13 protein-coding genes are annotated in these 14,414 nt (G+C 60.9%); 12 read left to right on the top strand and 1 reads right to left on the bottom strand.

The window, feature by feature from the left end; translation table 11 throughout:
- Positions 1-30 precede the first annotated feature (30 nt).
- Positions 31-1,716: an ATP-binding protein gene (locus AAC691_RS08120; RefSeq protein WP_342629652.1), complete on the bottom strand. Its 1,686-nt coding sequence runs from the start codon at positions 1,714-1,716 to the stop codon at positions 31-33.
- A gap of 454 nt (positions 1,717-2,170) precedes the next feature.
- On the opposite strand from AAC691_RS08120, the gene AAC691_RS08115 reads away from it, so the two are divergent.
- From AAC691_RS08115 to AAC691_RS08060, 12 genes are all read left to right on the top strand, one after another.
- Positions 2,171-2,824: a hydrolase gene (locus tag AAC691_RS08115; protein WP_342629651.1), complete on the top strand. Its 654-nt coding sequence runs from the start codon at positions 2,171-2,173 to the stop codon at positions 2,822-2,824.
- Positions 2,825-2,862: 38 nt separating this feature from the next.
- A complete protein-coding gene (locus tag AAC691_RS08110; RefSeq protein WP_342629650.1) occupies positions 2,863-3,147 on the top strand; it encodes a DUF1427 family protein in 285 nt (94 codons plus the stop codon).
- Positions 3,148-3,178: 31 nt separating this feature from the next.
- The gene (locus AAC691_RS08105; protein ID WP_342629649.1) at positions 3,179-5,047 is read left to right on the top strand and encodes an amidohydrolase; all 1,869 of its coding nucleotides are present in this window, start codon (positions 3,179-3,181) and stop codon (positions 5,045-5,047) included.
- A 2-nt stretch (positions 5,048-5,049) separates the two neighbouring features.
- On the top strand, positions 5,050-5,493 hold the full coding sequence (locus AAC691_RS08100; protein ID WP_342629648.1) for a DoxX family protein: 444 nt from the start codon (positions 5,050-5,052) through the stop codon (positions 5,491-5,493).
- A complete protein-coding gene (locus tag AAC691_RS08095; RefSeq protein WP_176638398.1) occupies positions 5,490-6,380 on the top strand; it encodes a glyoxalase in 891 nt (296 codons plus the stop codon). The genes AAC691_RS08100 and AAC691_RS08095 overlap by 4 nt, the downstream gene beginning before the upstream one ends.
- Before the next feature lies 1 nt (position 6,381).
- Positions 6,382-7,887, top strand: a complete 1,506-nt coding sequence (locus AAC691_RS08090; RefSeq protein ID WP_342629647.1) for an alginate export family protein — start codon at positions 6,382-6,384, stop codon at positions 7,885-7,887.
- A 419-nt stretch (positions 7,888-8,306) separates the two neighbouring features.
- Positions 8,307-8,738: a DoxX family protein gene (locus tag AAC691_RS08085; protein WP_342629646.1), complete on the top strand. Its 432-nt coding sequence runs from the start codon at positions 8,307-8,309 to the stop codon at positions 8,736-8,738.
- A gap of 48 nt (positions 8,739-8,786) precedes the next feature.
- Positions 8,787-8,993 carry an alpha/beta hydrolase gene (locus AAC691_RS08080; protein ID WP_342629645.1) on the top strand — a complete coding sequence of 69 codons (207 nt, stop codon included), beginning with the start codon at positions 8,787-8,789 and terminating at the stop codon, positions 8,991-8,993.
- 148 nt (positions 8,994-9,141) lie between these two features.
- Complete coding sequence (locus tag AAC691_RS08075) at positions 9,142-10,263, top strand: alkene reductase (protein ID WP_323992116.1); 1,122 nt, start codon at positions 9,142-9,144, stop codon at positions 10,261-10,263.
- 73 nt (positions 10,264-10,336) lie between these two features.
- Positions 10,337-11,626: a c-type cytochrome gene (locus AAC691_RS08070; protein ID WP_342629644.1), complete on the top strand. Its 1,290-nt coding sequence runs from the start codon at positions 10,337-10,339 to the stop codon at positions 11,624-11,626.
- On the top strand, positions 11,623-12,117 hold the full coding sequence (locus AAC691_RS08065) for a (2Fe-2S)-binding protein (RefSeq protein WP_323992112.1): 495 nt from the start codon (positions 11,623-11,625) through the stop codon (positions 12,115-12,117). Before AAC691_RS08070 ends, AAC691_RS08065 begins: the two co-directional genes overlap by 4 nt.
- Positions 12,114-14,375: a molybdopterin cofactor-binding domain-containing protein gene (locus tag AAC691_RS08060; protein WP_342629643.1), complete on the top strand. Its 2,262-nt coding sequence runs from the start codon at positions 12,114-12,116 to the stop codon at positions 14,373-14,375. The genes AAC691_RS08065 and AAC691_RS08060 overlap by 4 nt, the downstream gene beginning before the upstream one ends.
- Positions 14,376-14,414: the final 39 nt, after the last annotated feature.

Below are 14,414 nucleotides of genomic sequence, written 5' to 3'. Positions count from 1 at the left end.
CATGCAGGTCGCCGTTCGCCTATTCCTCCTTCAGATGATCCCGGTGGCGAACGCTCTGGGGAGAGCGATTGTAATCACCGCACCGTCGGATTTATCGTCGTTGGCTATTTCGATTGTACCGTTATGTGCTTCTATAATTGATCGACAAATTGACAGGCCCAATCCCATGCCCTGAGCCCGGGTCGTATAGAACGTCTGAAATGCTTTTTCGAAACCGTCGGGCGAAAAACCCCCACCGGTGTCGCTCATTGTCAGCACGACTCGCTCGTGATTTGCCGACATTGTAAGTGTAATCCGCCTGAATGCCGGGTCGAAGGCATCGATCGCCTGTATTGCGTTACCCAACAGATTGACAATGACCTGTTGCAGAAGAATTCGGTCCCCCAGAACGAGGCTTCCCGGCACCTGCAATTCCTGAACGATGGTAATCCCGTGTGCTTCGGCATCGCCCTGCGCGAGCAGGACAGCCGTGCTGATCACTTGATCTACTGGGATTGGGGCATGTTCGGGTTTCGCTTTACCCAACAACGTATGCACACGCCGAACAACGGCAGCCGCATTTTGAGCAGCTTCGATGACGTCCGTCAGCGCCGCCCCGGCCTCTAACAGATTCGGTACCGGCGCACAGATCCAGCATTGAGCTGCCTGCGCGAAATTGACCACCGCGGCAAGCGGCTGGTTGACCTCATGGGCGATCGTCGCGGAAAGCTCGCCCAGGCTAGCGACACGCAGGGCCTGTTCCAGTTCGGCGCGCGTCGCCGCGATCATTGCCTCCATTTTCCGCTGTTCCCTGATGTCGAGAATACATCCTGTCACCCGGTCGTATCCGGCTCCGGACGGGAAGCTCAACGCGACAATTGCCGTTACGTTCTCGCCGGTGGCTAATCGGAAATCCGATTCACAGACGAATTTTGTCTCGTCTCCATCAATCGCCAAGATGCAATGTTCGAATGTACTGTCGTCTTCTATAAGAAAATCACTGAGGTTTTTGAAGAAATCCGTTCGACTTGCGATATTGAACAGTTTCAGGGCCGCGTCGTTGGGATTCGATATCGTCACCGTCCGGCGCATGCGCGCCACGAAGTCTTTATTTTCTTTAATGTATTTCCGAATGTCGACGATGCCTTCGGCATGGAGCCGATTGAGCTCATGCTTCACCGCCCGGAAATCGTGTTCCCAGATACCGACCGCCAGCGTATCGAAGATCGTGCGATAGCGTTCCTCGCTCAAGCGTCCGAAGATGGCCGCCGTATCGCCCGTCAGATCGATATTGGCTTCGACGACCAGATCCGGGCGACCACCGGACCCGCGCACCGATTCCCATTGCACCAGCGCCGTAATGCTATGTCCGGACATGTCCTTTTGTTCCACATGCCCGGCCCAACGACCGTCCGACTCGAGCGTGGCCACGACATCGGCCAGGTCCATACTGAATGTCGTCTCCAATGTGGAACAGGCATTCATTCCGATGATCTTGTCGCGAGGCCATCCGTAAAGTCTTTCCGCCGCCCGGTTCCAGGCTCTGACCGTACCGTGCCGCTCGCGAACCACCAATGCGACTGGCGCGTGGTCAAATGCCGATGTCTCATATGTCGGCCGTATCGCGTCTTCCCGCTGCTTTCGTCGCCCCCTCAGGATCCGCACGGTTACGGCGAACACATTTCCGATTATCGAGAGGCTGAATCCTCCCAGAATGACGGCGTCGCGAATGGACATCCATGAGTGCCCAATTGATCTGTTCATATTATGTTGAACACCACACCGCTACAGGCAGCGTCTTGTCGGATATTCTGGATTTTTGTCGAAAAGTGCCATATCCGGCCATTCGCCGTTACGCCGGTACCACAGGTCGGCGTATGCAATATATCCTTTGGTATAGTTTTTTAGACCAAGAGCATAATATTGTCATTGATCCGGTGGGGATGCAGTATCCTCGAACGAATAGGGCATGTTCTCGAAATAACACGAGAAAATCACGATTATTCGGAATGTCGTCCATTCGGTTGTTTTATTGCTGTGTGTGATATCAATGATGAAGCAGGGCTAGGCACTGAATCAAAAACAACGGAAGAAGCAGCGAGTTCTTGCTGTTCGCAAAGTCGTCTTTGATTGGATCAATGTTGCCAAGCCTTCTTGCTTCTCGCTCATATCTCTTCAGAAGGATGAATCCATGTCTATCCAGGCGACGCCTACCCCCGGAAAACTGCTTTTAACCCCCGTCGATCATCTCCTGATCATGATCGATTTCCAGTCTCAGATGTCGTTCGCGACCAAATCGATCGATGCCATCACGCTGCGTAATAATGCCGCGCTGGTGTCCGCGGCGGCGGCCGAGTTCCATGTGTCGACCATCCTGACCACGGTGGCGGCCAAATCCTTTTCGGGACCGATATTTGAAGAAATTACTTCGGCCTTTCCCGGCCAGGCGCTGTTCGACCGTACATCGATGAATACGTGGGAGGACGCCGCAGTCATCGCCGACGTCAACCGCATTGGAAAGACGCGCATCGTCCTGGCCGGTCTCTGGACATCCGTGTGCATCGTCGGTCCCGCCCTCTCGGCGATTGACCAGGGGTTCGAGGTGTATGTAATCGCCGACGCGTGTGGTGACGTTTCGACAGAGGCGCATGAACGTGCGATCGAACGCATTGTGCAGGCCGGCGGCCGTCCCATGACCTCGCTGCAATATCTGCTCGAACTGCAACGCGACTGGGCCCGGACGGACACATACGAGGCGACGACTGGTGTGGCCAAGAAGTACGGCGGCGCCTATGGCCTTGGCGTGACTTACGCCAAGACGATGTTCGGCGCGCACGAAGGCTGAGCGCGTCGCGTTATTGGTTCCAGGTCGGGAGATCCCGCGTGAAACCCTATCTCGTATCCTTGCTTGCCGGCACGATCGTGGGGCTTCTCTACGGCCTCGTGAATGTCCGCTCGCCAGCGCCACCGATCGTGGCGCTGGTCGGGCTTCTGGGCATCCTCATTGGGGAACAGATCGTGCCGGTCACGAAGCATTTCTGGCTGGGCCAGAACGTCGCGGCCGCATCGCGCGTATCGGCCCCCGATACCGTATCGATGCAGCCAGGCTCCCTGCAGTTCGGTGCCAAGCCTCGCCCGGAGGCAGATCGCGACCGGACGACCATCTGAGCCTCGCGGCTTACATTAGGCAGAGACCGTCATGACCGCACCCGACTTGATCTTGTATAACGGCAAGATTACCACCCTCGACAGGGGCAATCCTGCCCCGGAGGCGATCGCCATTACCGAGGGTCGATTCAGCGCCGTCGGTGCCGAGCGCGATATCATGCCGAGCGCCGGCCCGAGTACCCGAATGCTCGATCTTGGTGGCCGCCGCCTGATCCCCGGTTTGATCGACAATCATCTGCACATCATCCGGGCCGGTCTCAATTTCAATATGGAATTGCGCTGGGACGGGGTAAGATCTCTGGCCGACGCCATGAGCATGCTTAAGCGCCAGGTCGCCATCACGCCGCCACCGCAATGGGTGCGTGTCGTCGGAGGCTTCACTGAACATCAATTCGTGGAAAAGCGTCTTCCAACGCTCGATGAGATCAACGCGGTCGCGCCGGACACCCCGGTCTTCATTCTGCACCTCTATGACCGTGCCCTGCTGAACGCGGCCGCCCTGCGGGTTGTCGGCTACACGCGCGATACCCAAGATCCCCCCGGAGGGGAGATCCAGCGTGACTCGTCGGGGACGCCGACCGGCCTGCTGCTGGCCAAACCCAATGCCGGCATCCTGTATGCGACATTGGCCAAGGGGCCGAAGCTTCCCTTCGATTACCAGCTCAATTCCACCCGGCACCTGATGCGGGACCTCAACCGGCTTGGCGTAACCGGCGCGATCGACGCGGGCGGCGGCTTCCAGAATTACCCGGATGATTACGAGGTCATCGAGAAGCTCGCGGCCGACGACCAGCTTACGGTGCGTATTGCCTACAATCTGTTTACCCAGAAGCCGAAAGAGGAAAAGGAGGATTTCCTGCGCTGGACCAGTTCGGCGACATATCAGCAGGGTACAGATTATTTTCGTCTCAACGGCGCCGGCGAAATGCTCGTCTTTTCCGCCGCCGATTTCGAGGATTTCCGCGTGGCCAGGCCGGATATGCCGGCGGAGATGGAAGACGACCTGGAAGGCGTGGTCCGCATTCTCGCCCAGAACCGCTGGCCCTGGCGCATGCATGCGACATATGATGAGACGATCGTCCGGGCGCTGGACGTTTTCGAAAAGGTCAACGCTGAAATTCCCTTCTCCGGCCTACATTGGTTCTTCGACCACGCAGAAACGGTGAGCGAGCGGTCGCTGGAGAGAATCGCTGCCCTCGGCGGCGGGGTCGCGATTCAGCATCGCATGGCGTTTCAGGGCGAGTATTTCGTCGAACGCTACGGAAACAAGGCAGCGGAAGCGACGCCCCCGGTCGCCAGGATGCTCGAAATGGGCGTCAAGACCTCCGGCGGCACCGACGCGACCCGTGTAGCGTCGTACAACCCCTGGGTCTCACTCTATTGGCTGGTAACGGGCAAGACCCTCGGCGGCCTGCAACTCACTCCGACTCACAAGACGCTCGATCGCGAGACCGCCCTGCGCCTGTGGACCGAGAACACGACGTGGTTCTCCAACGAGGAGGGCAAGAAAGGCCGGATCGCGCCTGGACAACTCGCGGATCTCGTCGTTCTTGACCGGGACTATTTCGACGTGCCGGGCGATGAGATCCAGGATCTTTCCTCGGTGATGACGATGGTCGGCGGCAGGGTTGTTCATGGCAGCGACGTGTTTTCGTCCCTGGCCCCGCCGCTGCCGCCGGCCATGCCCGACTGGTCGCCCGTACGCACGTTCGGAGGGTATCAGTCCCGCTTCCAGGCTACGGACGCGGATGCCGGGTCAGTCGCTAGTCTGACGCGGTGCTGCGACAGCGCCTGCGGGATTCACGCCCACGACCACGCCCGCGCCTGGAACAGCCAGGGTCCGGTGGGTAACGATAAGTCCTTCTGGGGCGCGCTCGGCTGCTCTTGCTGGGCGTTCTAGAGATGATGTCAGCTTCATCACATGACGAACACCGGAAACTGTGCCTCGCCTTGGCATGGTTCGGATACCTAGCGCTCTGTTCGGCATATATCCTGGGGGGTGTCGACAAGATTCTTGATTTCCCGGGTGCCGTCGTCGAGACGCGGCACCTTGGTGTGCCCTTTCCGCTCCTGGCCACGATCGCCACCATCATCGTCGAGCTTCTCGGCTCTGCGTTGATCCTGTCCGGCTGTTGGCGATGGTGCGGCGCGCTCCTGCTCGCAGGGTTCACCGTCGTCGCGAATATGCTGGCGAACGCGTTCTGGCGTCTGCCGGACGAGGCAGTCCGTACGCTCTCCGCCAATGCCTTCTTCGAACATTGGGGCTTGATCGGAGGCTTTCTCCTGATTGCGCTCCGATCAAGCTCCGGCTTCTCCCGTCCATTCTTGCCATGGAAAATTCAATGATGCGTCGTCTCTTCCTGGGCGTTACCCTGGCGACCGGTTTCGCCCTGGCCAGCGTGGCGCAGGCCCGCGTGTCCCAGCCCGACCTGGCCGTCGGTCCGCAATACGACACCACCCATGTGTATGTCGCGGCGTCGGATGTCGATCGGTTCGTCAGCAGCTTCCTGGGGACATTCGGCGGGTCCAGCACCAAGCAGGTCGTGGTCACGGTCACGCCGACGCCCAGCACGACAAGTTCGCAGCTGCTGCTGACGCCGGTCGGCACGCTTTCGGTATTCGGCTTCCGTACGCCGGTGCCTTTTCCATTCGGCTCCGAGAGGGATGGCTATTTCGTCACGGACCTCGATGAAGCAGTGAAGGCGGCGCGTGCGGATGGTGCCGAGGTCTATGTGGAGACATTCCCCGATCCGATCGGTCGGGACGCGCTCGTACGCTGGCCGGGCGATGTCACCATGCAACTCTACTGGCACACGGCTGCGCCTCATTATCCGGAACTGAAGACGACTCCCGAAAATCGCGTCTATATATCCCCCGATCGTGCAGACGCTTTCGTGCGGAGCTTCACCCGGTTCTCCCACGGGACCGTTACATCGGACGATCGCGCGGCGCCCGGTGTCGAAATCGGACGTCCCGGTGGCACCTTTCGGCGCATTCGCCTGCAGTCAAAATTCGGGCGCATCCTCGTCCTAGTAACGGACGGACATCTGCCCTATCCTTACGGTCGGGAGACCACTGGCTACGAAGTCGCCGACCTTGGTGGTACGCTCGACAAGGCGCGAGCGAACGGCGCGGAAATCCTCGTACAGCCTTTTACATCGGCCGATCGCAGTTCAGCACTCGTATTGTTCCCGGGCGGCTACATCGCCGAAATTCATGCCACTCAGCCCTGACGTGACGATCCATTTTCACTGTTTCCAAAGGCACGCTTTGCCTCGCCTTTGCGTGTTGGCACTGACGGCGTTGCCATGGTCCGTTGCCGCGTGGGCGGACGATCCGGAAATGCAGACGACGGGTATTATCACACGCGACGCCGCATCTTCGGACGCCGCCCCGCCCGCCGTGGCCACCACGCCCGTCCCGACGCGTCCGTCCCCCCTCGGCCTGACACGATGGACCGAGGACTGGTCGGCGCTGGCCGATCCCGCATTGCGTACCGCGCCGCTCGACGGCTTGAAATACATTCCGTTCTCCCGATCCGATCCGTTCCCCTATCTGTCCCTGGGCCTGACGGTCCGAGAGCGGCTCGAGACCAACGACGCGCCCGCGTTCGGCACGGGGCCCGCGAAGTCCGACACATATTTACTGGATCGCGTGCAGATTCACGCCGACTTGCACCTGGACAGGCACTGGCGCGGCTTTGTCCAGTTCGAGGACGCACGGGCCGTCGGCAAGACAATGCTGACTCCCGTCGATCAGAACCAGATCGATCTGCGCCTTCTGTTTCTCGAATATACTGGCAAGGTTGCAGGCGGTACCTTCAAGGCCCGGGTGGGACGGCAGGAGTTCGCGTTCGATCTCCAGCGATTCGTTTCCGTCCGGGATGGACCGAACGTGCGGCAGGCCTATGACGCCGTCTGGGCTGACTGGGAGCTAAAGCCCTGGCGTATTCTCGGCTTTGTCAGCCAACCCACGCAATACAGGGACGTCCGGTATTTCGACGATTATTCCACCCCGCATCAACGATTCAGCACTTTGCGCGTCGAACGTCATGTGGGCGGTACGAATTCCATTTCTGCCTATTACGCGTTGCTTCAGCAGGATGGCGTCCACGACCTGGATGCGTCGGGACGCGAAAACCGGCATGTCTTCGATGTCCGCAGCGCCGGCCATTGGCACGCGTTCGATTGGGACCTGGAGGCAATGGGGCAGTTTGGAACGATGGGCGGCAAGAGGGTACGTGCATGGGCCTTCGGAAGCCGGACCGGGTATACGATCGACACGCTTCACTGGAAACCATGGTTCGGCATGCAGATCGATGGTGCGTCCGGAGATACGAAGGCCGGGGACCGTACGGTTGGGACATTCAATCCGCTGTTTCCGAATGAATATTACTTCAACCTTGGCAGCTACAACACCTATGTGAATATTTTCCACGTCAAACCTATCGTGTTGGTACGTCCAGCACCACGGCTGGCGGTCATGGCCGCCGTCGGCCTGCAATGGCGCATGACGACAGCCGATGCGATCTACACGGTGCCGAATATCCCCGTTCCAAACACGCGTGGGCGAGGGCATCTGTGGAGTGGTTTATACGGGCAGGTTCGGTTGGACTATACGTTTACAGCCAATCTTGCCGGTGCGATCGAGGCCGTCGACTACGCGGCTGGTGATACGATCCGACAGGCCGGTGGCCATGACAGCCGCTATCTCGGTACTGAATTGCGTTTCGGGTGGTAGGTCCGGCGATCGTGCTCGATTGAAGCGCGGATTCTTCGCCACGGGATCATCCATATACCACGGTATAGGCAGAAACCGCGCGGCCGGTCGCGTAAACATCTTACTTATACGAAATGTTCCGAATCACCCCTGCCAGCACGGGGCACTCATCGCAGCCCAGAGGAATATCGATACCTGCAAAGCCTGCGCTATCCGCATTGACGACGACTGCCGGTGCTCCGTAGCCGGACAACCAGAACAGCGAAAGCGCCGGTCTCCGAGCTCCGTTGCCGATGCGGGACCACCGACTGCTGGAGCCGCCGCAATGTGGGGCGTACCGCCAGAGATCGTGGACCGGAAGGTCGGCCATTTCGCGAAGGTGATGGCCAGATCGGGAAGAAGCACGGAAGGCTACAATGAAAGCAGAAGGATGCTATAATATGATCAAGCTATTTTCGCGCGACACGCTCCTGCTGATCGCCCGCCTTGCGCTGGCCATGCTGTTCCTTGTCATGGGCTGGGGCAAGCTGGTCGATTATTCCGGCACGGTTGTCTACATGGCCCAGACGCACGCCCCGCTTCCGGCGGTCGCCGCAATTGTCGCGATCGTGATGGAACTGGGCATCGGCGCGGCTCTCGTCACCGGCTTTCTGGTGACACCGCTCGCCGGCATCCTCGCCATCTATGCGGTCATGACGGCCTTTATCGGACATCATTTCTGGACCATGGACGGCGCGCTTCGCTACGATATGACGATCCATTTCTACAAGAATATCAGCATTGCCGGGGGGCTGCTCGCTCTCGTCGCCGCTGGACCCGGCCGCTTTGTGCTGCGACTGCCGCATCGTGACTCGGGTCTTGCTATCGCCTGAGCACGATACGCGCAACCACAACACGGATCCAGAACAGGAACCGACATCATGGCGACCCTCACGACCTGCGGCGGGACCGGGCTTTATTACAAGAACTGGGGCACGGGTCAGCCCGTCCTCTTCAGCCACGGGTGGCCGCTGAGCGCGGATATGTGGGACGCCCAGATGCTGTTCCTGGCCGAACGGGGCTTTGGGGCATCGCGTTCGACCGGCGTGGTTTTGATCGATCGAGCCTGCTCCTGCTTGGGGCTGTGACGCCATTTTATGAAGACGTCGGACCATCCGGTCGGTCCCGAGAAGGCCGTGTTCGAGGGTATTCGACGCACCGCACGTGTTCGTGTTGACGTACAAGGATCAGCTTAACGCCGACCTTCTGACCTTTTTGCAAGCATAAGGAACCGTCATGTCAGAGCTTTTCTCCCCCGTTCGCCTTGGGGATCTTCATCTCAGCAACCGCATTGTCATGGCACCCATGACCCGAGCCCGGGCGGCGGACGATGGTATTCCGAACGCTTCCGCCGCCGAATATTACCGGCAACGTGCGGGAGCGGGTCTCATAATTACCGAGGCCATCAACGTCGGGCCACTCTCGGCGGCATTCGAGCGCGCGCCGGGATTATGGACGCCAGAACAGAGTGCCGCCTGGCAGGCGATTGTATCGAGCGCCAAAGCCGGGGGCGGCTGCATGGTTGCCCAGCTTTGGCATGCCGGCAGGGCGGGGGCTCGTGGAATTCTGGCTGGGCGGGAGCCGCTTTCCCCATCGGGGGTCAACCATGATCTCGGCGAGTTGCAGGTTTGGGGGCTTCTGCAAAACGGTGCGTATGTTCGGATCAACGCGACGCATTCTCGCGCGATGACGCATGCCGACATCACGCACGCTATCGACGAGTATCGCATCGCTGCGGCGAATGCGCGCGACGCCGGCTTCGATGGTGTCGAAATTCACGCGGGGAATGGGTATTTGCCCCATCAGTTCCTGTCTCCCGGCACCAATCGGCGAACCGACGCATATGGTGGTGACGCAACTGGCCGAGCGAGGTTTCTGCGTGAAATCCTGGCAGCCGTCGGGCAGGTCGTTCCCCTGACACGCGTCGGCATTCGGCTGTCACCCTATGCAGATTACAATAATGTCGCCGACCCGGACCCCGACGAGACCTATGCGTCCCTGGCAACGTGGCTGAATGGCGCCGGCCTTGCGTATGTGCATCTTGCCGACACGAATGCATGGACCGGCGCTCCCGATCTCGCGCGGCTCCTGGCTCTTTTCAAGCCCCGCTACACAGGGCCCCTCATCGTCAATGCGGGACTCTCCCCGGAACACGCGGCGGCGTTGGTTGCAGAGGGAAGTACGGATGCCGTCGCGTTCGGCCGTCTTTTCATCGCGAACCCCGATTTGCCGGAGCGGATGCGTCAGGGTGGCCCTTATAATGACCTCCGTCATGTCGGATTGTACGGCGGTTCGGCGGTCGGCTATACCGATTACCCGTTTCTTCCGCATGACGACGGCGCCAAGGCGGCAGTGTGACCACCGATATGGTCCATGACGGTCAATCCGGCTTACCGGCGCACTCCATGGCAAAGAAAGCGGCGAACAGAGCATGCCCGTAACCTTGAAAGCCGGCTTGATCGTGGCGTTGGGCATTGGGGTGGTCATGTCGGACGTGGCAATCGGGCTGGTCTATAAGCCGCCGATCGCGACGGCGGTCCCACCCGATCCGCGCGCTTTTCCCGTGCCTCTGATAGAGCGCGGCGCCACGCTCGCGATGATCGGAGACTGCGTCGTGTGCCACACGGCCGAACGCGGTGTGCCCTATGTGGGCGGCAGACCGCTGGCCACGCCGTTCGGGACGCTTTACGCGACGAACATAACACCGGACCAGGCAACCGGCATCGGCTCATGGTCGTTCGCGGCGTTTCGGCGGGCAATGCGCGAGGGCATATCGCGCGACGGCAGCCACCTTTATCCGGCGCTGCCTTATGAACATTTCACGCATGTGACTGATGACGACCTCATGGCGCTCTATGCATTCCTGATGACGCGAAGGGCGATACGGGCACCGGCTCCTCACAACGAGCTGGTTTTTCCGCTCGGTTTTCGTCCGCTTCTTGCGGGATGGAATCTGCTTTTTCTGCATCGGGGTCCATTCGTCGCCAAACGGGGCGAAAGTGCCGAATGGAATCGAGGCGCCTATCTCGTTGAAGGGCTCGGCCATTGCGGGGGATGCCATACGCCCCGCAACCTGGCCGGCGGAGAGGAACGGCACCGCGCCTTCGCAGGCGGCGTCGCGGAAGGGTGGAACGCCCCGGCGCTCGATCCTTCAAACCGATCTCCGCATCGCTGGACCGTTCAATCCCTCTACACATATCTCCGTACTGGCATCGATGCCGGACACAGCGCCGCCGCAGGTCCGATGGGACCGGTCAGTTACGATCTCTCCTCCGCTCCCGATGCCGATGTCAGAGCCATTGCTGTCTATGTCGCGTCATTGATGCGGCATGGCCACGACGATGACGGGGGGGCTGGGCCCGTGGATATGAAAAGGAAGGCAGAAGACGCGCATCCGTCCGGCGCCGCGTTGTTTGCCGGCGCATGCGGCGGTTGTCACGGGGAGGGAGCCCCCATGGTATCGCAAGGCCGCCCGTCCCTGTCGTTGGTCAGCGCAATCCAGGAAGACGATCCACGCAATATGCTGCAGGCGATTCTTCAGGGGATACACCCTCTCTCGGACACGCGCGGCCCCTATATGCCGGCCTTCTCGAGCGATCTGAACGACGGTCAGATCGTGGAAATCGCGGCTTATCTGCGCGCCAGATATAGCACGCGCACACCATGGACCCAACTTGAAGCGGCCGTCATGGCGGCGCGCGGAGCGGGGGCGGAGCAATGATCCTGACAGTGAATATCAATGGCGTCGACCACGCTCTCGATGTCGATCCATCTACGCCGTTGTTGTATGTGCTTCGCGACGATCTGCAGCTGAATGGCGCGAAATATGGATGCGGCCTGGGACAGTGCGGCGCCTGCACTGTGCAGGTCGACGGCAGGGCCGTATTTTCATGCCTGATGCCCATTGCCGCGTTGGACGGAAGGCGGGTCCGGACGGTCGAAGGGTTGGGATCGATCGACAATCCCGGTCCAGTGCAGCGGGCCTTCGAGGCTGAACAGGCCGCACAGTGCGGGTATTGCATCGCCGGAATGATCATGCGCGCCCAGGCATTGCTCGATCGCACGCCTTCGCCGACCGATGCGCAGATCCGCGCGCATATGCAGACCAATTTATGCCGCTGCGGCACCCATATGCGCATCCTGCGCGCGGTCAGACGCGCGGCGGACAGCGCGGAAGCTGCCACGGCCACGCGTCGGGGGCCATTGGAATGAGCATTTTGAATGCTGCTCCGCCCCTGTCGCGCCGCTCTTTCCTCGGTGGTGGCGCACTTGTCGTCTCCTTCGCGATAACGCCGCGTGCGTTCGCGCAACTCGCTGGTGGGGGGGAAGGGGGTGCCGGCCCCCGCATCGTCGCGCCGAACCTGCCGGGAAGCCTGAAATCCACGCCATGGCTGGACGCATGGATCCGCATCGATGCGGACGGACATATCACCGCCTTCACCGGCAAAGCCGAACTGGGACAAGGCATCCGGACCGCATTGCTGCAGGTCGCCGCCGAGGAACTGGATGTGGCGCCTGGGCAGATCGAACTGGTGACCGTCGACACGGAGAGAACGCCCGATGAAGGCCTGACGGCCGGGAGTCACTCGATGCAGGATAGCGGCAGCGCGCTTCGCAATGCCGCCGCGAATGTCCGCATGCTGTTGATTCAGGAGGCCGCGCGTGCCTGGGACGTGGCGCCGGACACCATCGGCACAAGCGGTGACGGTCGACTGCATAGTGCAACCGGCCGCACGGCGCGCTATGGCGAGCTTGCAGCCTCGCTCTCGCTGCATGTCGAAGCGCTTCCCAATGTGCCCCTGCGCGATCCGAAGCTGTTTCGTACGATGGGCACGGCACTGGCGCGTGTCGACATCCCGGCAAAACTGACGGGCGGGGCCGCGTATGTGCAGGATATGCGCGTGCCGGGAATGTTGCATGCACGTGTCGTGCGCGGCCCGAGTGTCGGCACGCGCCTCGATCCACTGAATGTCGCGGCCGTCGAGGGCCTCGCCGGCGTGGTCAAAATCGTGCAGGTCGGGTCGTTCGTCGCCGTGGTCGCCGACCGCGAATGGACCGCGATCACGGCGCTGCGACGGCTTCAGGAGACGGGCTTCGTCCGGATGGCGCCGCCGATCCCTCAGGGCGACGTCGTCACGACGCTCAGGAGCTTGCCGCCCGAAGAGATTGTCGTTCTCGACACCCACGATGTGACCGAGCCTTCCGCTCGCACCGTCAGGGCACGCTATACGCGACCGTGGCTTAGCCACGGATCCATCGGTCCGTCTTGTGCGGTCGCGATGTTCCGGGACGGCAGGATGACCATATGGACGCACAGCCAGGGCACATACGACGTTCGTCGCGTCGCGGCCGAGCTTCTTGATCTGCCGCCTGCGAACGTGCATGCGATCCATGTCGAAGGGGCCGGGTGTTACGGCCAGAATGGCGCCGATGACGTTGCTGCGGAAGCCGCCATGATCGCAAAGGCCGTGCCTGGGCGGCCAATTCGGTTGCAATGGATGCGCGAGCAGGAGTTCGGTTGGGAGCCGCTGGGGCCAGCCATGGTGACCGAGGTCGAGGCGTCGCTCGATGCTCAAAACCGTATTGTCGCCTGGAACTATGATGTCTGGAGCAATCCCCATAACAACCGGCCGGTCGGCGCCGGCGGCGTGCTGGTCGGCGGCGAGGTGGTGCCGCCGTTCCCCGCGCCGGAGGGCAAACCTATACCGATGCCCGAGGGCGACGGAGATCGCAATGCGAACCCGCTCTACACGCTGCCCAACATGCATGTCCTCTATCATTTCCTGAAGGATATGCCGATCCGCGTCTCGGCACTCCGCTCGCTTGGCGCGCATCTCAATGTTTTCTCGATCGAATCCATGTTTGACGAATTGGCGAAAGCCAGTGGCGTCGATCCCCTGGTTCTGCGGTTGGCGCACATGAAGGACGAGCGCGCGCGTGCGGTCATGCAGACGGCGGCCGAGCGGTTCGGCTGGGTGAACGGAGTCCGGGGCGATGGCCGGCGAGGCCGCGGCATGGGATTTGCCCGCTACAAGAATCTGGGTGCGTATTGTGCCGTCATGCTCGACATCGAAGTCGAGCGCGAGACTGGCCGCATCGCGGTATTGCGTGCCGTTGCTGCCGTGGATAGCGGTCAACCGGTCAATACGGACGGCATCCGCAACCAGGTCGAAGGCGGCATTATCCAGTCACTGAGTTGGACAACCCATGAGTCCGTAACGTTCGATGCCAACCGGCGGACGAGCTTTGATTGGAGCATGTACCCCATCCTGCGCTTCGCCGACGCGCCGCATTCGGTCGAGGTTCATGTGATCGACAGCGTCGGCATGCCCTTTCTCGGGACCGCGGAATGCGCACAAGGTCCCACGTCGGCCGCTTTGGCAAATGCGCTCGCCGACGCCGTCGGAGTTCGCCTGCGCGAGATGCCGCTCAGCCCTGCGCGCGTCAAGGCGGCGATCGGAGTCATTTGATCGCTGCCTGAAGCCGTCTTGCCCGACGACGAAGCGGAT

This window comes from Nguyenibacter vanlangensis (assembly GCF_038719015.1).
Lineage (GTDB): Bacteria > Pseudomonadota > Alphaproteobacteria > Acetobacterales > Acetobacteraceae > Gluconacetobacter > Gluconacetobacter vanlangensis.
This window is presented reverse-complemented; position numbering and strand designations above follow the sequence as displayed.

What these genes read in the sequence shown, in the direction of transcription:
- AAC691_RS08095 (WP_176638398.1), top strand. Translation starts at nt 5,490, where the DNA reads ATGATGCGTCGTCTCTTCCTGGGCGTTACCCTGGCGACCGGTTTCGCC.
- AAC691_RS08065 (WP_323992112.1), top strand. Translation starts at nt 11,623, where the DNA reads ATGATCCTGACAGTGAATATCAATGGCGTCGACCACGCTCTCGATGTC.
- AAC691_RS08115 (WP_342629651.1), top strand. Translation starts at nt 2,171, where the DNA reads ATGTCTATCCAGGCGACGCCTACCCCCGGAAAACTGCTTTTAACCCCC.
- AAC691_RS08100 (WP_342629648.1), top strand. Translation starts at nt 5,050, where the DNA reads ATGATGTCAGCTTCATCACATGACGAACACCGGAAACTGTGCCTCGCC.
- AAC691_RS08105 (WP_342629649.1), top strand. Translation starts at nt 3,179, where the DNA reads ATGACCGCACCCGACTTGATCTTGTATAACGGCAAGATTACCACCCTC.
- AAC691_RS08070 (WP_342629644.1), top strand. Translation starts at nt 10,337, where the DNA reads ATGCCCGTAACCTTGAAAGCCGGCTTGATCGTGGCGTTGGGCATTGGG.
- AAC691_RS08080 (WP_342629645.1), top strand. Translation starts at nt 8,787, where the DNA reads ATGGCGACCCTCACGACCTGCGGCGGGACCGGGCTTTATTACAAGAAC.
- AAC691_RS08060 (WP_342629643.1), top strand. Translation starts at nt 12,114, where the DNA reads ATGAGCATTTTGAATGCTGCTCCGCCCCTGTCGCGCCGCTCTTTCCTC.
- AAC691_RS08085 (WP_342629646.1), top strand. Translation starts at nt 8,307, where the DNA reads ATGATCAAGCTATTTTCGCGCGACACGCTCCTGCTGATCGCCCGCCTT.
- AAC691_RS08120 (WP_342629652.1), bottom strand. Translation starts at nt 1,716, where the DNA reads ATGTCCATTCGCGACGCCGTCATTCTGGGAGGATTCAGCCTCTCGATA.
- AAC691_RS08075 (WP_323992116.1), top strand. Translation starts at nt 9,142, where the DNA reads ATGTCAGAGCTTTTCTCCCCCGTTCGCCTTGGGGATCTTCATCTCAGC.